The 19,300-nt window shown below is 70.3% G+C and carries 14 protein-coding genes; 9 read left to right on the plus strand and 5 right to left on the minus strand.

Features of this window, described 5'->3' with window-relative positions; all coding sequences use genetic code 11:
• Positions 1-80: 80 nt before the first annotated feature.
• The 5 genes from WAF18_RS00490 to WAF18_RS00510 all read right to left on the minus strand — a co-directional run bounded on the left by WAF18_RS00490 (position 81) and on the right by WAF18_RS00510 (position 6,090).
• Positions 81-1,202, minus strand: a complete 1,122-nt coding sequence (locus WAF18_RS00490; protein WP_337243362.1) for a PLP-dependent cysteine synthase family protein — start codon at positions 1,200-1,202, stop codon at positions 81-83.
• A 116-nt stretch (positions 1,203-1,318) separates the two neighbouring features.
• A complete protein-coding gene (locus WAF18_RS00495) occupies positions 1,319-2,485 on the minus strand; it encodes an amidohydrolase (protein ID WP_337243363.1) in 1,167 nt (388 codons plus the stop codon).
• Between the two features lie 73 nt (positions 2,486-2,558).
• A complete protein-coding gene (locus WAF18_RS00500) occupies positions 2,559-3,353 on the minus strand; it encodes a sulfite exporter TauE/SafE family protein (protein WP_337243364.1) in 795 nt (264 codons plus the stop codon).
• Between the two features lie 40 nt (positions 3,354-3,393).
• On the minus strand, positions 3,394-4,593 hold the full coding sequence (gene purT / locus WAF18_RS00505; RefSeq protein WP_337243365.1) for a formate-dependent phosphoribosylglycinamide formyltransferase: 1,200 nt from the start codon (positions 4,591-4,593) through the stop codon (positions 3,394-3,396).
• A 150-nt stretch (positions 4,594-4,743) separates the two neighbouring features.
• Positions 4,744-6,090, minus strand: coding sequence for an outer membrane protein transport protein (locus WAF18_RS00510; protein WP_337243366.1), 1,347 nt, complete (start codon positions 6,088-6,090; stop codon positions 4,744-4,746).
• A gap of 233 nt (positions 6,091-6,323) precedes the next feature.
• On the opposite strand from WAF18_RS00510, the gene WAF18_RS00515 reads away from it, so the two are divergent.
• The 9 genes from WAF18_RS00515 to WAF18_RS00555 all read left to right on the plus strand — a co-directional run bounded on the left by WAF18_RS00515 (position 6,324) and on the right by WAF18_RS00555 (position 19,227).
• Positions 6,324-7,022 (plus strand): rhomboid family intramembrane serine protease, encoded by a 699-nt coding sequence (locus WAF18_RS00515; RefSeq protein ID WP_183425242.1) that lies wholly within the window; start codon positions 6,324-6,326, stop codon positions 7,020-7,022.
• 83 nt (positions 7,023-7,105) lie between these two features.
• Complete coding sequence (locus tag WAF18_RS00520; RefSeq protein ID WP_183425241.1) at positions 7,106-7,429, plus strand: DUF1820 family protein; 324 nt, start codon at positions 7,106-7,108, stop codon at positions 7,427-7,429.
• A 118-nt stretch (positions 7,430-7,547) separates the two neighbouring features.
• Positions 7,548-9,233 carry an electron transfer flavoprotein-ubiquinone oxidoreductase gene (locus tag WAF18_RS00525; protein ID WP_337243367.1) on the plus strand — a complete coding sequence of 562 codons (1,686 nt, stop codon included), beginning with the start codon at positions 7,548-7,550 and terminating at the stop codon, positions 9,231-9,233.
• Positions 9,234-9,359: 126 nt separating this feature from the next.
• On the plus strand, positions 9,360-9,875 hold the full coding sequence (locus WAF18_RS00530; RefSeq protein ID WP_337243368.1) for a c-type cytochrome: 516 nt from the start codon (positions 9,360-9,362) through the stop codon (positions 9,873-9,875).
• Positions 9,876-9,959: 84 nt separating this feature from the next.
• On the plus strand, positions 9,960-11,672 hold the full coding sequence (locus WAF18_RS00535) for an ExeM/NucH family extracellular endonuclease (RefSeq protein ID WP_337243369.1): 1,713 nt from the start codon (positions 9,960-9,962) through the stop codon (positions 11,670-11,672).
• A 99-nt stretch (positions 11,673-11,771) separates the two neighbouring features.
• Positions 11,772-12,437 (plus strand): alpha/beta fold hydrolase, encoded by a 666-nt coding sequence (locus WAF18_RS00540; RefSeq protein ID WP_337243370.1) that lies wholly within the window; start codon positions 11,772-11,774, stop codon positions 12,435-12,437.
• 49 nt (positions 12,438-12,486) lie between these two features.
• Positions 12,487-13,680: a cell division protein ZapE gene (gene zapE / locus WAF18_RS00545; RefSeq protein WP_337243371.1), complete on the plus strand. Its 1,194-nt coding sequence runs from the start codon at positions 12,487-12,489 to the stop codon at positions 13,678-13,680.
• Between the two features lie 187 nt (positions 13,681-13,867).
• Entirely contained in the window at positions 13,868-16,513 is a 2,646-nt protein-coding gene (locus WAF18_RS00550; protein WP_337243372.1) for a TonB-dependent receptor, read from the plus strand.
• Positions 16,514-16,617: 104 nt separating this feature from the next.
• Positions 16,618-19,227 (plus strand): M14 family zinc carboxypeptidase, encoded by a 2,610-nt coding sequence (locus WAF18_RS00555; protein WP_337243373.1) that lies wholly within the window; start codon positions 16,618-16,620, stop codon positions 19,225-19,227.
• The last annotated feature ends 73 nt before the right edge of the window (positions 19,228-19,300 follow it).

The following is a 19,300-nucleotide window of genomic DNA, read 5'->3' on the forward strand; positions in this document are numbered from 1 at the left end:
CGAATCGTTAACCTGGCCGCACCTGGGGTTTGCCCCAGGTTGATCCGCCCGCCTCGTTGTGAAGCGGTTGGATGTCGGTTCTAGCCGCAACCCGGGTCGCGGACCGCGTCGGCCAGCGACGGCAGCGCGGCGCCGGTGTCGGCGCTCGCACGGATCGCGGCATCGGCCGCGTCCATGTCGAAGCCCTGCGCGGCGATCCAGTCCGCGCTGTAGTAGCTGTGCGCGTAGCGCTCGCCGCCATCGCACAGGATGGTGACGATCGCGCCGGTGCGGCCGGCCGCGCGCATGGTCTGCGCGACCCGCAACACGCCGACGAAGTTGGTGCCGGTCGAGCCACCGACGCGCCGGCCCAGGCGCGCGTTGACGTAGCGCATGCCCGCCAGGCTCAGCGCATCGGGAACGCGGACCATCGCATCGACGCAGCCGGGAATGAAGCTGGGCTCGGCGCGCGGTCGGCCGATGCCTTCGATGCGCGAGGGCGGGGTCGGCGCGAGGTCCTCGGGCGCCGGCTCGCGGCGCAGGCTGCGCGCGTAGTGGTCGAAGAACGCCGAGTATTCGGGATCGGCGCACAGCACCCGGGTGTCGAAACCGCGATAGCGCGCATAACGCCCGATCGTCGCGCTGGTGCCGCCGGTGCCGGCACTGCAGACGATCCACGCCGGGACCGGATGCACTTCCTGCGCCATCTGCTTGAAGATCGACTCGGCGATATTGTTGTTGGCCCGCCAGTCGGTCGCGCGCTCGGCGTAGGTGAACTGGTCCATGAAATGCCCGCCGCACTCGCGCGCCAGCTGCGTGGAGGCCGCGGCGATGTCGCAGGCGTTCTTCACCAGATGACAGCGCCCGCCCTGGAACTCGATCGCGGCGATCTTCTCCGGCGATGTCGAGGCCGGCATCACCGCGACGAACGGCAGGCCGAGCAACCGCGCGAAGTAGGCCTCCGACACAGCGGTCGAGCCGCTGGAGGCCTCGACCACCGTGCTGCCCGCGCGCAGCCAGCCGTTGGCCAGCGCGTAGAGGAACAGCGACCGCGCCAGCCGGTGCTTCAGGCTGCCGGTCGGATGGCTGGACTCGTCCTTGAAGTAGACGTCGATGCCGGGGAAGCCCGGCAGGTCGAGCGGGATCAGGTGGGTGTCGGCCGAACGGTTGAAGTCAGCCTCGATCTTGCGGATGGCCTGCGCCACCCAGTCGCGGTTGGGCATGGGGCACTCGAACGAACTTCGGGACGCCGCGCGTTGCGGCGCGACGACAGCTTAAGCCCTGGCAGGTCCGGCGGCGTACGCGACCGGCCCGGCACCTGGAGTCGCGAGCGCGGCGTTCATCCCAGACGCCGGCGCACGATGCGATCGAACACCGCGACGGCGAGCGGCAGCAGCGCATCGTCGAAACGGAACGTCGGGTGGTGGCACATGGCGCTGTCCATGCCCAGGAACAGGTAGGCGCCGGGCCACTGTTGCAGCATGTACGAAAAATCGTCGGAAAAGGGGTAGGCGCGCAGATCGGTGCTGACGTTCTCCGCGCCGAGCACGTCGCCGATCGCCTCGGCCGCCAGCGCGGCCTGCGCGGGTGCGTTGACGCACGGCGGGCACGAATGCGGGATCTCCAGCCGGATCGTGCAGCCCGAGATCTGCGCATGCCCCTCGCACAGCGCGCGCAGGCGAGCGAGCAGCGCCTCGTGCACGTCCGTCGACAGCGAGCGGATCGTCCCGCTGAGCGAGGCGGTCGAGGGAATGATGTTGTGGGTCGTGCCGGCCTGCAGCGAACCGACGTTGATCAGCGCCGCTTCCATCGGGTCGATGTGGCGGCCGACGATCGCGCCGATGTCCACCGCCAGGCGGGCGGCCACCTGCAGCGGATCGTTCGCACGGTGGGGCGCGGCCGCGTGACCGCCGATGCCTTCGATCGCGATCTCGAACACCGCCAGCGACTGCAGCGTGGCGCCGGCGCGCACGCTGGCCCGGCCGGACGGGAGCGCGGGCATGTTGTGGAAGGCGTAGACCTCGTCGCAGGGGAACCGATCGAACAACCCGTCCTCGATCATCCGGATCGCGCCGCGCCCGCCCTCCTCGGCCGGCTGGAAGATCAACACCACGCGCCCGCTGGCCGGCGGATGCGCGACCAGGTATTGGGCTGTGCCCAACAGCGCCGACGTGTGCCCATCGTGGCCGCAGGTGTGGGCCACGCCCGGGCGCTGCGAGCGGAACGGCAGGTCGCTGTCCTCGTCCATCGGCAGCGCGTCCATATCCGCGCGCAGACCGATCGACAGGCCCGGCGCGCCGCTGTCGATCACCGCGACCACGCCCGTGCCGCCCAGGCCGGTATGCACCTCCAGTCCCAGGCCACGCAGGGTCTCGATGACCAGCGCCGAGGTGCGCTCCTCCTCGAAGCCCAGCTCCGGCCAAGCGTGGATTGCCTGGCGCCAGTCGGTCATCGTCGGCGCCAGCGCGCGGATCGATTCGGGCACGCAGGGGGAAGACACGGTCATCGCAACACTCCATCGGCGGCACAGCGCGCCGGTTCGAAATCCAGGGGGAGGCGGGCGCCGTCGGCGCGGCGGCTCACCACAGCAACAGGCTGGCGCCGATGCAGTACATGAAGACCGCGAACACCCGCTTGAGCGCCGGCCCACTGATCGCATGCGCCAATCGCGTGCCCAGCGGCGCGACCAGCACCGAGGCCAGCGCGATGCCGATCGCGGCCGGCAGATAGACATAGCCCCAGGCCATCGACGGCAGCACATCGCCAGGCGCCTGCAGCGCATAGCCCGACGCGCTGGCCAGGCCGATGAACACGCCGCAGGCCGCCGACGTGCCGACCGCACGTACCGGCTGCACGCCGCGCCAGACCAGCAGCGGCACGGTCATGCTGCCGCCGCCGATACCCACCAGCGACGAGGCGATGCCGATGCCGATGCCGGCACCGGTCATGCCCGCGCCGGTCGGCACGACCGCCGCCCCGGTGTCGGGTGGCGAGCGCGACAGCAGCATCTGGGTGCCGGCGATCGCGCAGTAGGCGATCACGCCGTACTTGAGCACTTCGCCGTCGAGCCCGATGGCCAGCCGCGCGCCCAACCAGCCGCCGAGCAGCATGCCGGGCACCAGCCAGGCGACCGACGGCCACAACACACTGCCGCGGCGATGGTGCGCGCGGGCCGACGACACGCCGGTCAGCACGATGCTTGCCAGCGAAGTCGCGAGCGCGGCATGCATCGCGGCGTCCTTCGGGATGCCGTAGACCGGCAGCAGCCAGACCAGCGCGGTCACCAGCACCAGGCCGCCGCCGATCCCGAGCAGGCCGGCCAGGATCCCGGCGACCGCGCCCAGGACCGGGAACAGCAGCATCGACAGGCTCACGACCGGCCACCTGCGACTGCGGGCAACGGCAGCACGGCGCTCACTTGAGCTCGATCTTGATCGCCGCCGCCGCGTCGCGTGCGGCCGCCCGCGCGGCCTCGACATCCTCGCCACGCGCCAGGGTCACGCCGACCCGGCGCTGGCCCGCGACCGATGGCTTGCCGAACAGGCGCAGCGCGCTGTGCGGCGCCTGCAGCGCGACCTCGATCCCCGAGAACGCGGGCACACCGTGGCCTTGGGCCAGCAGCGCGCAGGACGCGCCGGGTCCGGTGAGCAGCACGGTATCGTCGGCATCGACCGGGATCGGCAGGCCGAGGATCGCGCGCGCATGCAATGCGAACTCGCTCAGATCCTGCGAGGCCAGCGTGACCAGGCCGGTGTCGTGCGGACGCGGCGAGACCTCGCTGAACCAGACCTCGTCGCCGCGCACGAACAGTTCGACGCCGAATACGCCGCGCCCGCCCAGGTCGTCGGTGACCGCACGCGCGATCTCGCGGGCCCGCGCCAACGCGCGCGGCGACATCGCCTGCGGCTGCCAGCTCTCGCGGTAGTCGCCGGCGATCTGCACATGGCCGATCGGCGCACAGAACGCGGTGCCACCGGCATGGCGCACGGTCAGCAGCGTGATCTCGTACTCGAAGTCGACGAAGCCCTCGACGATGCAACGCCCAGCGCCCGCGCGGCCGCCGGTCTGCGCGTAGTCCCAGGCCGCATCGACATCGGCCTCCGTGCGCACCGTGCTCTGGCCCTTGCCCGACGACGACATCACCGGCTTGACCACGCACGGCAGGCCGATCGCCGCGATCGCCTCGCGGTACTGCGCATGGGTGTCGACGAAGCGGTACGGCGAGGTCGGCAGGCCGAGCGTCTCGGCCGCGAGCCGGCGGATGCCCTCGCGGTCCATCGTCAGCCGGGTCGCGCGCGCGGTCGGCACGACCTGCAGCCCGGCTTCGCGCTCGAGCGCAACCAGGGTGTCGGTGTGGATCGCCTCGATCTCGGGCACGACCAGATGCGGACGCTCGGCGGCGATCAGCGCGCGCAGCGCGGCCGGATCGAGCATGTCGAGCACATGGCTGCGATGCGCGACCTGCATCGCCGGCGCATCGGCGTAGCGATCGGCGGCGATCACTTCGACGCCGAAGCGCTGCAGCTCGATCGCGACCTCCTTGCCGAGTTCCCCCGAGCCGAGCAGCAGCACGCGGATGGCGGACGGGGACAGCGGCGTACCGAGGGAGGTCATGGACTAGGTCGTCCCAGAAGCATCGGAAGGGACCGGCATTGTAGTCGCCACGCTTGCGGAGGGCGGCCGCACGAGCGCCGACCGCGCCGCACCCCAAGAAAAAAAGACCCCGCCGAGGCGGGGTCTTTTCGTCAAGCGAAGCCGCTGCGATCAGAAGCGGTACTGCGCCGACACACCGAACAGGTTGGCGTTGCCGTCGAAGTCGCCGTAGACGCGCGCGCCGCCACTGGTGGTGTCGATCCGCGGATTGCGCGGCTCGATCCGGGTGTAGGCCAGGTTCACGTCGAACGCGTCGTTGAGCTTCCAGGTCGCACCGACCGAATAGAACATGCGGTTGGCATCGGGCAGGCGCGGAGTGCGGTGCTCGATGCTGGTCGGCGTCTCGTCGTAGGCCACGCCGCCGCGGAGCGTCCAGGCGTCGTTGACCTGGAATTCGGCGCCCAGCGCGTAGTAGTCGCTGTCCTTCCAGTCGAACGGTTCGACCGAATCCGGATCCGGGTTCTCGAACTGGATGCGGACCTCGCGCAGCGATTCCCAGCCCGTGCGGGCGTAGGTCGCGGCCAGCATGAAACCGTCGGTGACCTGCCAGGTCGCGCCGACGTTGAGGATCGACGGCGTGGTCAGCTCGGCGCGGGCATTGCCGTCGACGAACAGCGGACGAGTCATCGGGCTGGCATTGAAGACCGCACGCGCATTGTCGGGCACGGTCCAGTCGACGGTGCCGCTAAGCTCATAGTCGATTTCCGAGCGGTAGCTCACACCGATCGACACCGCGTCGGTCGGGCGGAAATGCGCGCCGATCAGCCAACCGAAGCCATTGTCGTCACCCTGCACCTCGGCGGTGCCATCAGCGCCCTGCGGGGTCGCAAACGGCAGCGGGCGGGTTGCGGGATTGGAGAACAGCAGCGCGCCGAAATCAACACCCTTCGACAGCGTGACGTCCGCGCGCGAAGCGATGACGCCCAGGCCGACCGAGAAGCGATCGGTCAGATCGACCGCGCCCGACAGCGTCAGGTCGACGATCTTCACTTCCGAGGTCAGCGCCGCGTAGCGGCCGACCCAACCCGGGTCGTACTCGGTCTTCAGGCCGAACGGTGCGCTGACCATCGCGCCCAGCGCGGTACCGTTGTCGAACTTGTGCACGACCGACAGCGCCGGCACCGGGGTCACGTCGCCAGCGTTGCCGCCGTTGCTGCCGGACATCGGACGGCCGAGTGCGTCGGTGCCGGTGCCCTTGAACTCATAGTTGAGGTCGACGGCGGTGACATCGACCTGCATGGTCGTGCCCTCGAACTGGGTCATCACCGCCGGGTTGTTGGTGACCACCGAGCTGTCGCCGGTCTTGGCGGCGGTGCCGGCAAATGCGGCGCCCATCGACTTGACGCTGTTTTCCTTGAGCTGGAAGCCGGCGGCGTGGGCCTGGCCTGCGAATGCCAGGGCGCCGGCGATGCCGAGTGCCAACGCGGTGCATTGAATGATGCGGGGGTGGGTCGCCATGGTCGCCTCTCTCTCGAAGGTGTACTTGATGGTCCGGGCCTGGTTCGCAGAACGCGACCGTAAAGGCCTGGCCTGTGATGTCCGTTCGCCCTCGGAAAACCCCTCCCGACGCGCTCGGCGGGCGCACTATACCGTACCTCCCCGTCCGGAACCGTGCTGCATTGCGGCATGCCCGGAGGCCGTCGCGGCGCGCTTTACCCGGGCCTGCCGCCCCCTCGACAATGCGTGCGCCCATGTTCGTCTCGATCCCCAACCGTCGCGCCAAAGCCCCGCTGCGCTGGGCTGTGCCGATGCTGTTTGTGCTGTTATGGGTGACGTTCCTGTGGGCGAGCACGCGCTCGGCCAACGAGCACTACGCCCTGCTGCTGGACTGGGGTGCCCTGTACGGCGAGCCGGTCGGCACCGACGGTGTCCTGGTCAACTGGCTCGACCCCGGCCCCTGGCTGCGCCTGGTCACGGCGTTGTTCCTGCATGCCGACTGGGCCCACCTGCTGGGCAACCTGGTGTTCTTGCTGATCTTCGGCCTGCCGGCCGAGCGGCTGATGGGCGCCTGGCGGTTGCTGGTGCTGTTCGTGCTGGGCGGGGCGGTGGCGAACCTGGCTGCGGTACTGGCGATCGGCGCGCCGGACCGGTTGATCATCGGCGCCAGTGGCGCGGTGTCCTCGCTGATCGGCGCGTACCTGGCCCTGTTCCCGCGCGCACGGCTGGGCGTGGTCGTGCCGCTGGGCCTGTTCCTGGAGTTCGTCCGCGCGCCGGCCTCGCTGTTGATCGGGGTGTGGGCCCTGCTGCAGGTGTTCTTCGCCTACATCGGCCCGGCCTTCGGCGCCGTGGCCTGGGCCGCGCATCTGGCCGGGTTTCTGGTCGGCGTGGCCTTCGCGCTGGTCTCGCGCCACGCGATCGGCCAGCGGCTGCGGCGGCTCAAGGGCTACTGAAGCCTGCGTTGGGGACTCAGGATGGGCATGCACGGGCCGGCCATGGCATCGCCCATCCCAAGCCCGACTCTTATACTTTGGCCATGACCGCCAAGACGCTCTACAAGATCACCTTCCTCACCCACGGCAAGGTCTACGAGCTGTACGCGCAGCGCGTGGAGAGCGGGCGGCTGTGGGGCTTTGTCGAAGTCTCGGACCTGGTGTTCGATGTGCACGACGGCCTGGTCGTCGATCCGACCGAAGAACGGCTGCAGGCCGAATTCGGCCACACCCGCACGCTGCATCTGCCGATGCAGAGCGTGCTGCGGGTCGAGGAAGTCGAGAAGAAAGGGCAGTCGGCGATCCGCGATGCGACCTCGGGCGAGAAGGTCGTCACGCCGTTCCCGCTGCCTGCCAAGCCGCGCTGAGCGGGCCGCGCAACACGGCGCGCTACACTTGCCGGCCGCGGCCACGCCGCCATCGCACGCATGCTGCGATGCTGCCCGACGGACGCTCCCATCACCCAGGCACCCGCCCAAGGCAACGATGACGACACCTCAGGAACTGCTGCAGACCCACGGCCCGCGCGAATCGATGGAGTACGACGTGGTCGTCGTTGGCGCCGGCCCTGGTGGCCTGTCGACCGCGATCCGGCTCAAGCAACTGGCCACCGAGGCCGGGCGCGAGGTGTCGGTCTGCGTGCTGGAGAAAGGCTCCGAGCCCGGTGCGCACATCCTGTCGGGCGCGATCGTCGACCCGCGCGCACTGACCGAACTGATTCCCGACTGGCAGGCCAAGGGCGCGCCGCTCAAGCAGGCGGTCACGCGCGATGCGTTTCTGTTCCTGGACGAGACCGGCGCGAAGGCCACGCCGGATTTTCTGCTGCCCGACTGCTTCAAGAATCACGGTAATTACATCGTCAGCCTCGGCGCGGTCACGCGCTGGTTGGCGACGCAGGCCGAAGCCCTGGGCGTGGAGATCTTCCCCGGCTTCGCCGCGGCCGAAGTGCTCTACACCGACGAGGGTGCAGTGCGCGGCGTGGCAACGGGCAACCTGGGCATCGGCAAGGACGGCCAGCCGACCGCCGAGTTCCAGCTCGGCATGGAACTGCATGCCAAGTACACGATCTTCGCCGAAGGTTCGCGCGGGCAACTGGGTCGCGAGCTGATCGCGCGCTTCGCGCTCGACGACGGCCGCGACCCGCAGAGCTATGGCCTGGGCATCAAGGAGCTGTGGCAGGTCGATCCGGCCAAGCATGAGCCGGGCCTGGTGGTGCACACCGCCGGCTGGCCGTTGACCGACGACACCTACGGCGGCTCGTTCGTCTACCACGCCGAGGATGGCAAGGTCGCGATCGGCCTGGTCGTCGGTCTGGACTACCGCAACCCGTGGCTGAGTCCATTCGAGGAATTCCAGCGCTTCAAGACGCATCCGGAGATCCGCAAGTACTTGGAGGGCGGCAAGCGCATCGGCTACGGCGCCCGCTCGATCACCGCCGGCGGCCTGCTGTCGATCCCCAAGCTGGTGTTCCCAGGCGGCGCATTCGTCGGCTGCGAGGCCGGCACGCTCAACGCCAGCCGGATCAAGGGCAGCCATGCGGCGATCAAGACCGGCATGCTCGCCGCCGAGGCGGCGTTTGCGGCGCTGGGCGAGGGCCGCGGCGGCGACGAGCTGGCCGCCTATCCGGCCGCGTTCGAATCGAGCTGGCTGCATGCCGAACTCGCGCAGTCCAAGAACTTCAAGCAGTGGTTCAAGAAGGGCCGCACGACCGCGACGCTGATGACCGGTGTCGAGCAATGGCTGCTGCCCAAGCTCGGCATCCGCACGCCGCCCTGGACGCTGCACCGCGACCGCCCCGACCACGCCTGCCTGGAGCCGGCCGCGCAGCACGCGAAGATCGCCTATCCCAAGCCCGATGGCGTGCTGACGTTCGACCGCCTGAGCTCGGTGTACCTGTCGAGCACCAATCACGACGAGGACCAGCCCGCGCATCTCACGCTCAAGGATCCGCGCGTGCCGGTGGATGTGAACCTGGCGACCTATGGCGGGCCGGAGGCGCGCTATTGCCCGGCGGCGGTCTACGAGTTCGTCGAAGGGCCCGACGGCCCGCGGTTGCAGATCAACGCGCAGAACTGCGTGCACTGCAAGACCTGCGACATCAAGGACCCGACCCAGAACATCGTCTGGGTCGCCCCGCAAGGCGGCGGCGGTCCGAACTACGCGGGGATGTGAGCCTGTGCGGCTTGCGGCGATGCTGCGCTGCCGCGACGGAACGCCGCAGGCATTTTCGCCGACCTGGCCGTATACTCGCCCACAGCTGTGGTCCGCGGACCATGTCGCCAAAGCCAAGGGTGCTTCGTGCGCAACTACGATCTCGAATTCCTCAAGCGCTTCTCGATGGTGCTGGTGTTTCTGACCATCGTCACACTGGGCCTGATTGCTGGCGCCTGGTTCCTGCATCGTTCGGTGCCGACCGAAGTTCCGCCCAATGTCGCCCAGCGCACCGAGGCGCGTATCGCGCCGGTGGGCGCGGTCTACGCCGGCGCCACCGGTGCCGCCGCGCAGGCAGCCGCATCGGCCGCTGCGGCTGCGGCCGCGACCTCGCAGGCCGCCTACGGCGGCACGCTCGAAGGCTCGGTGATCTACGAGAACCTGTGCGCGGGCTGCCACACCTCCGGCGCCGGCGGCGCGCCGACGCTTGACCACGCCCACTGGGATGCGCGCATCGCCCAGGGCAAGGACACGCTGTACAAGCATTCGATCGAAGGCTTCACCGGCGCGTCCGGCGTGATGCCCGCACGCGGCGGCAACCCGGCGTTGACCGACGAGCAGATGCATGCCGTGGTCGACTGGATGGTCGACAACCTGAAGTAAGCCCTGTCGGGCATGCGCCCCACCTGGACGCCGCCTTCGGGCGGCGTCGTCGTGTCAGGCCCTCGAGGCCGATGGAGAGTCCCCATGCGCCGTCCCCCTCATGCCCGTCTGCTGTCAGGCCTGCTCGTCTGTGCCTGGATCGCCATCGGCCCGGTCACTTCGTATGCGGCGCCGCCGGTCGTCTTCGTCGACGCCCACGTCGCCGCGCCGCGCACAGTCACGCTGGGGGGGCGGGTCACCGGTGCCTTCGCCGACAGTCTCGGTGGCTGGTTCCTGCAGACCGACGAGTCCGAACGCGACCTGCCACCGGCGGTATTCGTGGACGCACGCGGGCACGAAGACGCACCGGCCGCAGGCGCGCATGTGCGGGTCGCCGGCGCCCTGACGAACGTCGATGGGCTGCCGACGCTGCAGCCATCCCGCATCGAGGTGCTGACCACGCCCGCACCGCGACTCTCTCCCCTGGTTCTCACCTCCCCACCCGATGACTGGGCGGCGTTGGCCGGCCGCTGGGTGCGCATCGATGCGCCGCTGACCCTGACCGGCCAGCACGATCGCGCACGGCGGGGAACGTTGATCGCGAGCTTCGACGGCCGGCTGTACTCGCCGACCGAGATTGCGCGGCCCGGACGCGACGCGGCGATGGTGCAGGCCGCCAACGCCCTCAACCGCGTGCTGCTCGACGATGGCCGCGACGCGGCGCCCGACGCCGGCCTGCCCTGGTACCTGCCCGCGCATGCGCGCGCGCTGCGCACCGGCAGCGTCCTGACCGGCGTCGAAGGCATCGTCGACCATCGCGAGGGCGCATGGCGGCTGCAACTGACCGCGCCACTGCAGGCGCAGCCGGCGCCGCGTCCACCGGCACCGATGGTCGAAGGCGATGTGCGTCTGGCCGCCTTCAATCTGGAAAACCTGTTCAACGGCGATGGCCGCGGCGGCGGCTTCCCCACGCCACGCGGCGCGCGCACACCGGCCGAACTGGTGCGCCAGATCGACGGCCTGGTCGCGACGATCAGCGCGCTGGATGTCGATGTCGCCGCGCTGATGGAACTGGAAAACGACGGCTACGATGCGTATTCGAGCATCGCGCAACTGGTCGATGCCCTGAACGCTGCAGGCCCGGCGCGCGACTGGCGCTTCGTCGACACCGGCACGGGCCCCGGCACCAATCCGGTCCGGGTCGGCCTGATCTACCGCAACACCCGCGTGCGCCCAGAGGGCGCGCCGGCCATGCTCGAAGGTGGGCCCTTCGTCGAACTCAGCCGCGTGCCGCTGGCGCAGGCCTTCGTGCCGCTGCGCGATGGCCGCGCGGATGGCGCCGATTTCAGCGTCGTCGCGGTGCACCTCAAATCCAAGGGCTGCCGCGATGCCGCCGGTGCCGATACCGACGGGGGCGACGGCCAGGCCTGCTGGAAGGCAACACGCACCGAATCGGCGCAGCGCCTGCGCGATTGGCTGGCCACCGCACCGACCCCGGCCGCCGAGCGCATCGCCGTGGTCGGCGACTTCAACGCCTATGCGATGGAGGATCCGGTGCGCGTGTTCATCGATGCCGGCTGGCGCGACCCGTTCGCTCGTGCCGAGCCGCCTGCCCACAGCTTCGTGTTCGACGGCCAGGCCGGTCGCCTGGACCATGTGATGCTGAGCCCGGCGCTGGCCACGCGCCTGGCCGGAGCTGCGAAATGGCACAGCAATGCCGACGAGCCGGTCGACACCCGCGAGCGCGAGGCGAGCGGCCCGTGGCGCAGCTCCGACCACGATCCGCTGGTGATCGGGCTGCGCCTGCGTGCGCACTGACGCACGCGGCGAATGTCGGGGGAGCGCCAGGCATGCGGACATGCGGGCTGCGCATGTCCGCCACAGTGCCATCGCGGCGGCCCCGGTATCATCAGCGCCATGATCTCCCCCACGTTTCCCACGCAGTCCGGCCCGCTGACGCTGGCCGGCCCGGTCGGCGCACTCGAGGCCGCCCTCGATCTGCCCGACGCCGATGTCCCTGCGCTGCCGCTGGTGGCGGTGGTCTGCCATCCGCTGCCCACCGAGGGCGGCACGATGCACAACAAGGTCGTGACCATGGTCGCGCGCTCGCTGCGCGAGCTCGGTGCGACGACCCTGCGCTTCAATTTCCGCGGCACCGGAACCTCCGAGGGGCAGTTCGACCGCGGCGATGGCGAGACCGACGACCTGACCGCGGTGGTCGAATGGGTGCGTCGGGAGCGGCCCGGCGATGCGCTGTGGCTGGCCGGTTTCAGCTTCGGCGCCTACGTGTCGCTGCGTGCCAGCGCTGACTTGAAGCCCGACCTGCTGATCTCGGTCGCACCGCCCGCCGGTCGCTGGGATTTCGACCGCATCGTGCTGCCCGACTGCCCGTGGCTGGTGATCCAGGGCGAGGCCGACGAGATCGTCGACCCCGAGGCGGTCTACCGCTGGCTCGAGGAACGCGACGCCCAGGCCGAGCTGGTGCGCATGCCGGACACCGGCCATTTCTTCCACCGCCGGATGATCGACCTGCGCGGCGTGGTCAAGAACGGCGTCCGCGGCTATCTGCCCACTGCACGATGAGTCGGGTCCGCCATGCCCGGCCCGGCCACGCACTGACGCGAGGCCGGCGATGAGCCTGCCGCCGCTGCCTTCCGAGCGCTACGCCGCGGGCGTCGCGCGCGGCGACTGGCAGCACGACCCGGCGCAGCAGCCGGCGCTGGCCGAGCTCGACCGGCTGCACCGGGCCCTGCACGAGCCGCCGCCCAGGCGCGGCCTGCTCGGTCGCCTGTTCGGCGGTGAGGGCCACAGCGACGGCATTCCCGGGCTGTACCTGTGGGGCGGCGTGGGGCGCGGCAAGACCTTCATGATCGACCTGTTCCACGATGGCCTGGCGCTACGGACACTCAAGGGCGAGGCGCGCGCCGACGCGCCGGCGCCGACCGCGCCGCGCGATCCCGAACGCAGCCCCGAGCCCGATCCCCGGCTGGGCGGCAAGCGGCGCACGCACTTCCACCGCTTCATGCGCGAGGTCCACACCGCGCTGCGCGCGCATGCCGGCGAGCGCGACCCGCTCGCCGCGATCGTGCGCGGCTGGCGCGACGCCGGGTTGCGCGTGCTCGTGCTCGACGAATTCTTCGTCAGCGACATCGGCGATGCGATGCTGCTGGCACGGCTGCTCGAACGCATGGTCGCCGACGGCATCGTGCTGGTGACCAGTTCCAACGCCGCGCCCAGCGACCTGTACAAGGACGGCCTGCAGCGCGCGCGTTTCCTGCCGGCGATCGCCCTCATCGAGCAGCTTTGCCATGTGGTGTATCTGGAGAGCGACACCGACTATCGCCTGCGCGCGCTGACCCGCTCGCCGGTCTACCGCGCGCCACTCGATGCAGGCGCCGACGCCTGGCTCGACACACGCTGGCGCGAGCTCGGCGGCGACGATGCGCATCGCGATGCCGGCATCGAACTCGACGGCCGCCGCATCCCGGTGCGCGCGCGCTGTACCGGCATGGCCTGGTTCGATTTCGACGCACTGTGCGAAGGCCCGCGCGGCGCCAGCGACTACATCCAGATCGCGACCGAGTTCCACACGGTGCTGCTGGGCGGCGTGCCGACGATGGACGGCCGCCGCGACGATGCCGCGCGCCGTTTCGTCACGCTGATCGACGAGCTCTACGATCGCAGCGTCAATCTGGTGTGCACCGCCGACACCGAACCGCCACAGCTCTACACCGGCGAGCGGCTGTCGGCGGCCTTCGAACGCACCGCCTCGCGTCTGATCGAGATGCGCAGCGCCGAGTATCTGCTGCGGGCACATCGCACATAGTGGTCACCGCCCGCGGTGTCGCGCGGGCCCCATCGGATCACCCACGCGCCCGACTGGCCAGCCGGCCCGGGCCGGCGTGCTGCGCGCGGACATTCCATCTCGCCATACCGCCAGTCCGGATGACCATTTCTGTCGCTCCCGCGGCCATGGCCCACTGCCTGCCCCTCCCCGTATTGCAGTGCAGCAGATGTCCAGCCCCTCGCGCCTTGCGGCCGCCCTCCTGGCGGCCCTGTCTGTCCCCTCTCTCGCCGCCGCACAGGACGCGGACGGTCATGCAGACGCCGGAGCGCACACGCTGGGCACGGTGACCGTGACCGGCTCCCACATCCGCCGTGCGGACGCCGAGACGGCGAACCCGGTGCAGGTCATCGACCGGCAGGCGCTCGAAACCTCGGGCAAGGTCACCGTCGCCGACGTGCTGCGGTCGATCTCGGCCCACACCGGCAACGCCGCCAATGAGACCAGCAACAGCGGCTGGGCGTCGGGCTCGGCCGGGATCGGGCTGCGCGGCCTGTCGCAGAAGAACACGCTGGTGCTGCTCAACGGCCGCCGGCTGGCCAACTACGGTTTTCCGGCCGGCGGGCTGTCGGACACCTTCGTCAACCTCAACGCGCTGCCGCTGGTCGCGGTCGAACGCATCGAGGTGCTCAAGGACGGCGCCTCGGCGGTCTACGGCTCGGACGCGGTCGCCGGCGTGGTCAACATCATCACCCGCCAGAACTTCCAGGGCCTGGACGTGGGCGGCAGCCTGGGTACGTCCGATGCTGGCGGGCTGGACACGCAGCGTGCGCGGCTGGTCGGCGGCATCGGCGACCTCGACACCGACGGCTACAACCTGCTCTTCAGCCTGGAGGCCTACGACCGCGACCGGCTCGACCAGGACCAGCGCGCGCTCACCCGTTCGGGCATCTACACCGACAAGCCCGGCGGCCGCTGGAACGGCTGGTCGGCCAAGGGCGCGCGCTTCCTCGTCAACGGGGCCTCGGTGCCGCTGCTCGATGCCGCGGGCCACTGCCCGCAAGGCATGGTGCTGACCGCGAGCGCGCCGATCGACGGACTCGCCGGCGACACCTGCGCGATCAATCTCGCGCACTACACGACGCTGATTCCCGCAACCGAACGCTACCAGGCTTACGTCAACGGGACGGTCCGCATCAACGACACCACCGAGGCATTCGGCGAACTGGTGGTGAGCCGGATCCGCGGCGCATCGCTGTTCGGCTCCAGCCCCTACTTCACGCTCGAGGGCGGGCGCTTCGCGCTCAACGCGCAGAGCGGACTGGCCGAGCCGGTGTCCAACCTGCTGCCGGCCGGCAACCCCTACAACCCCTACGGCGTCGCCACGCCGATCGAGTACACGTTCTTCGACCTGGGCCAGTCGCTCAAGACCAACCGCTCGACCGCCTACCGCGTGCTCGGCGGCGTGCGCGGCCAGCTCTCCGAGACCTGGGACTGGGAGGCCGCGGCCTTCGCGGCGCGCAGCAAGGAGGAAGAAACCGTCGCCGGCGGCTTCGCCAACCGCTGGACGCTGGCGCAAGCGCTCACCGATGGCAGCCTGAACCTGCATGCGCCCTCGACGACGCCGCAGGCGGTGCTCGACGCGATCGCGCTCAGCACGCTGCGACCGGCCGACTCGCGGCTGACCGGCGTCGACTTCAAGGTTTCGGGTAGCCTGTTCGAGCTGCCGGCGGGCACCGTGGGCTTCGCGGCCGGCGCCGAATGGCGGCACGAGTCGCTGGTCTCGCGCAACCCGTGGCAGATCGATGCCGGCCTGCAGGTGCGCCCGGCGATCGCGGCGGTCGACGGCGACCGCGATGTCGCCGCGCTCTACGCCGAGGTCAACGTGCCGGTGACCCCGACGCTGGAACTGCAACTGGCCGGACGCGGCGATCATTACAGTGACTTCGGCAGCGCGTTCTCACCCAAGGCCGGGCTGCGCTGGCAGCCGCTCGATGCGCTGCTGGTCCGCGCCTCGGCCTCGCGCGGCTTCCGCGCGCCCTCGCTGTCGGAAAACTCGGCCTCCACCAGCATCGCCTACGGCTCGGTCGTCGATCCCTATGATCCCGATGTTGCCGATTCGCGCCAGACGCCGACGTTCTTCACTGTCGGCAACACCGATCTCGATCCCGAGCGCACGCGCAGCTACAACCTGGGCGTCGTCGTCTCGCCGTGGGCCGACACCAGCCTGAGCGTGGATTGGTACCGGGTGGAGCTCGACAACCTGGTGGGCACCGGCAACACCACCACGATCGTGCAGACCAACGACCCGGCCGATGTCGTGCGCGACGCCCGCGGCAAGCTGGTGGCCGTCTACAACCGCTACCAGAACTTGAGCGAGTTGCAGACCTCGGGCCTGGATGCCGAGCTGCGCCAGCGCTGGCACACCGGCAATGCGGGCAGCTTCGGGCTGTCGAGCGTGTTCACCCACGTGCTCGACTACAAGCGCCCGCAAACGATCGGCGGTCCGCTGGTCGACTATGCCGGCAGCAACCTCGGCCCCTCGCTGCCGCGCAACAAGGCGACGACGACGCTGGACTGGAAGATCGGCGATTTCGACACCGGCCTGACCTGGTACCGCACCGGCGGTTACGACCAGAAGGCCAGTGCCGCGGCGCGCGCGGCGCAGTCGCGGGTCGACGCCTATGACCAGTTCGATCTCTACCTCGCCTGGTCGGGCATCGAGCGGCTGACGCTCTACGCCAAGGTCGAGAACGTCAGCGATGAGACGCCGCCGCATGACGCGTCCTTCCCCGGCATCCGCGCGCCCTACGACTTCAGCCAGTACGACCTGCGCGGGCGCTACTTCCAGGTGGGTTTCGACTACCGCTTCTGACCGTTCGCCGCCGATCTCACCGCACCCGCTCCCCGCGCCCCGACGGCGCTCCCGCAACGCGCGCTTGCGCGTTGCGCAGGCGCCGCCCCACACCGGATACGCCGATGCCCGACGCTCCCCTCCACCGCGCCCCCGGGCGCGGCCGTCTCTTCCGCAGTGCGCCGATGCGGCTGCTGCTGGCCTTGCTCGCGCTGCTGCCGCTGGTCGCGGTCGCGCAGAACGCCTACTACTTCCCCCAGGCCCAGGCCGCGGACTTCGACCCCGACGTGCCCACGCCCGAGCAGTTCCTCGGCTATCCGCTGGGGACCCACTACACGCGGCACGACCGCATTGTCGATTACTTCCGAGAACTGGCGCGCGTGTCCGATCGGATCACGCTGCAGCAGACCGGGCGCAGCTACGAGGAGCGCCCATTGGTCGCCGCGATCGTCACCTCGGCCGCCAACCACGGCCGGCTCGAGACGCTTCGGGCCGCGCACGCGACCCAGCGCGATCCCGCGGCGGCCGTGCCCACGCAATTGCCGGTCGTCGTCGGCCTGTACTACAGCGTGCACGGCAACGAGACCTCGAGCGGCGAGGCCGCGCTGCTGACCGCCTACTACCTGGCCGCGCACCGCGGCGCGGAGACCACGCGCTGGCTCGACGAGGCGATCGTGCTGATCGACCCGGCGCAGAACCCCGACGGCCGCGACCGCGCGGCGAACTGGCACAACGCGTGGAAGTCGAACCCGCCGGTCGCCGACCCGCTGGACAAGGAGCACGTCGAGCCGTTCCCGATGGGCCGCACCAACCACTACTTCACCGACCTCAACCGCGACTGGCTCGCGGTCACCCAGCGCGAGACCCGGCCCAAGATCGCGCTGTTCCACCAATGGACGCCGAACGTGCAGATCGACTTCCACGAGATGGGCGCCGGCAGCACGTACTACTTCGAGCCGTCGCCGTCGAGCATGCACAGCCCGCTGCTGCCGCAGGCCTCCTACGATTTCAACGTCACGTTGGCGCGCTACCACGCGCAAGGTCTCGATGCGCTCGGCTCGCTGTACTACACGAAAGAGAACTTCGACAACTTCTCGCCGGTCTACGGCTCGACCTATCCCGACTTCCACGGCGGGGTCGGCGTCACTGTCGAGCAGGGCAGTTCGCGCGGCCTGGTGCAGGACACCGCCGGCGGCCCGCTGGAATTCCGCTTCACGATCCGCAACCAGGTCGCGACCGGGCTGGCGACGCTGCGCGGCGCGGTCGCCGAGAAGCCCGGGTTGCTGGCGCTGCAGAAGGACTTCTTCCGCTCGGCGCTCAGCCAGGGCCGGCGCCACGACGCGGCCGCGTTCGTATTCGGCGACGCGCACGACCCGTCGCTGACCCGGCGCCTGCTCGACCTGCTGCTGCTGCACCGCATCGAGGTCCATGCGCTGGCGCGCGAGACCACGATCGACGGCACCACGTTCTCGCCCGGCAGCGCCTACGTCGTGCCGTCGGCGCAGCCGCAGTTCCGGCTGGTGCATTCGATCTTCGAGACCACGCCCGAGGTGAAGGAGAGCGTCTACGGCAGCACCTCGTACGCGATCGCGCACGCCTACGGCATCGCATTCGCACGCGCGCGCCGCGCACCGGCGCTGGGCGAGCAGGTGCAGGCGTTGCCGCCAGTCGAGGCCGGCATCGTCGGTGGCCAGGCGCGCTACGCCTATGCGATCGACTGGCGCGACCAGGCCGCACCGCGCGTGCTCGCCGCGCTGCTGGCACAGGACATCCGCGTGCGCAGCGCGTTCCAGCCATTCACCGCGCGCACCGCGGACGGCGAGACCGCGTTCTCCTACGGCACGCTGGTGGTGCCGCTCGCCGGCCAGACGCTCGCGGCCGAGGCGCTGCACGCCGCGGTCGATGCCGCCACGCGCGAGGCCGGGGTGCGCGCGCATGCGTTGTCGACCGGGCAGAGCGTGGCCGGCATCGACCTGGGCAGCGACAGCGTGCGCCCGCTGCGCAAGCCCAGGATCGCGCTGGTCATGGGCCAGGGCGTCAACGCGACCGAGATCGGCTCGACCTGGTTCGTGCTGAGCGAGCAGTTGCGCTGGCCGGTGACCCGGCTCGATCCGACGCAGCTGGCGCGTGCACCGCTGGGCGACTACACCAGCCTCGTGCTGGCCGGCGGCCATTACGAAGACTGGAGCGAGGCGACGATCGAGACGCTGCGCGGCTGGATCCGCGCAGGCGGCTCGCTGGTGACCTTCGGCAGTGCCTCGCAGTGGGCGATCGATCGCAAGCTCGTCGACGGCCTGGGCCCGGCCCCGGCGCGCGACGCGGACGACACCGCGCGCGCGGATTTCGGCCAGCGCCGCGACCTGCTGGCCGAGGACCGCATCTCCGGCAACCTGGTCTCGGCCGATGCCGACATCAGCCATCCGCTGGCCTTCGGCGTGCCGCGCCGCGCGCTCTTCGTCAACAAGGAGACCGCGGTGGTCCTGCCACCGGCGCGCGACCGCTTCTCGACCGTCGTGCGCATCGACGATGCGCCGCTGGTCAACGGCTACGTTTCGGCGCGCAACCGCGCCCGGCTCGGCGGCGCGCCGTGGGCGGTCGTCGCCGCGACCGGGCGCGGGAGCGTCGTGCTGTTCGCCGACGACCCGGCGCACCGCAAGTACTGGCACGGCACCGAACGGCTGCTGCTCAACGCCTTGCTGCTGTCCGACCAGTTGGTGCCGGCCGGGCGTCGCTGAGCCGCCTGCGATGGGCGGGGCGCGGCGCGGCCCGCTTCGCCTGATCGCGGTACACAGTGTTGTCGCCCATGGG

It is taken from the genome of Luteimonas sp. gir (assembly GCF_037198055.1).
Classification (GTDB): Bacteria; Pseudomonadota; Gammaproteobacteria; order Xanthomonadales; family Xanthomonadaceae; genus Luteimonas; species Luteimonas citri_A.

Excerpts from the sequence above, each read along its gene's own strand:
- WAF18_RS00555 (WP_337243373.1), top strand. The coding sequence starts at position 16,618 with ATGCCCGACGCTCCCCTCCACCGCGCCCCCGGGCGCGGCCGTCTCTTC.
- WAF18_RS00525 (WP_337243367.1), top strand. The coding sequence starts at position 7,548 with ATGACGACACCTCAGGAACTGCTGCAGACCCACGGCCCGCGCGAATCG.
- purT (WP_337243365.1), bottom strand. The coding sequence starts at position 4,593 with ATGACCTCCCTCGGTACGCCGCTGTCCCCGTCCGCCATCCGCGTGCTG.
- WAF18_RS00495 (WP_337243363.1), bottom strand. The coding sequence starts at position 2,485 with ATGACCGTGTCTTCCCCCTGCGTGCCCGAATCGATCCGCGCGCTGGCG.
- WAF18_RS00550 (WP_337243372.1), top strand. The coding sequence starts at position 13,868 with ATGTCCAGCCCCTCGCGCCTTGCGGCCGCCCTCCTGGCGGCCCTGTCT.
- WAF18_RS00520 (WP_183425241.1), top strand. The coding sequence starts at position 7,106 with ATGACCGCCAAGACGCTCTACAAGATCACCTTCCTCACCCACGGCAAG.
- WAF18_RS00535 (WP_337243369.1), top strand. The coding sequence starts at position 9,960 with ATGCGCCGTCCCCCTCATGCCCGTCTGCTGTCAGGCCTGCTCGTCTGT.
- WAF18_RS00515 (WP_183425242.1), top strand. The coding sequence starts at position 6,324 with ATGTTCGTCTCGATCCCCAACCGTCGCGCCAAAGCCCCGCTGCGCTGG.
- WAF18_RS00490 (WP_337243362.1), bottom strand. The coding sequence starts at position 1,202 with ATGCCCAACCGCGACTGGGTGGCGCAGGCCATCCGCAAGATCGAGGCT.
- WAF18_RS00540 (WP_337243370.1), top strand. The coding sequence starts at position 11,772 with ATGATCTCCCCCACGTTTCCCACGCAGTCCGGCCCGCTGACGCTGGCC.
- WAF18_RS00510 (WP_337243366.1), bottom strand. The coding sequence starts at position 6,090 with ATGGCGACCCACCCCCGCATCATTCAATGCACCGCGTTGGCACTCGGC.
- zapE (WP_337243371.1), top strand. The coding sequence starts at position 12,487 with ATGAGCCTGCCGCCGCTGCCTTCCGAGCGCTACGCCGCGGGCGTCGCG.